Annotated in this window: 1 protein-coding gene; it reads right to left on the reverse strand. The window is 69.5% G+C overall.

Annotated features, from left to right (window positions below):
• A partial coding sequence (locus tag ACX4ZE_RS23375; protein ID WP_480275626.1) for an AMP-binding protein occupies positions 1-272 on the reverse strand: 272 nt, incomplete at both ends.

Below are 272 nucleotides of genomic sequence, written 5' to 3' on the forward strand. Positions count from 1 at the left end.
TCGAACGCCGTCGAGGTACTCGCCAACACCCGGGTGGGTCCGTCCCCCAGCAGTGGCCCCACCGCGACAACATTGTTGACCACGTTGCGGTGGGAGATGGCGACACCCTTGGGCACCCCGGTAGAGCCGGAGGTGTAGATCAGATACGCCAGATTGCCCGGACGCAGCCGACCGCGCCGGTCGGCGTCGGCCGCAGCGGCCGCGCTGGGGGCGCCGGTGAAGGTTTCCGGAGCATCGACGCACAGCGATTCCACCGCGACCGCAGGCAGCGA

This window comes from Nocardia sp. TBRC8007 (assembly GCF_056629435.1).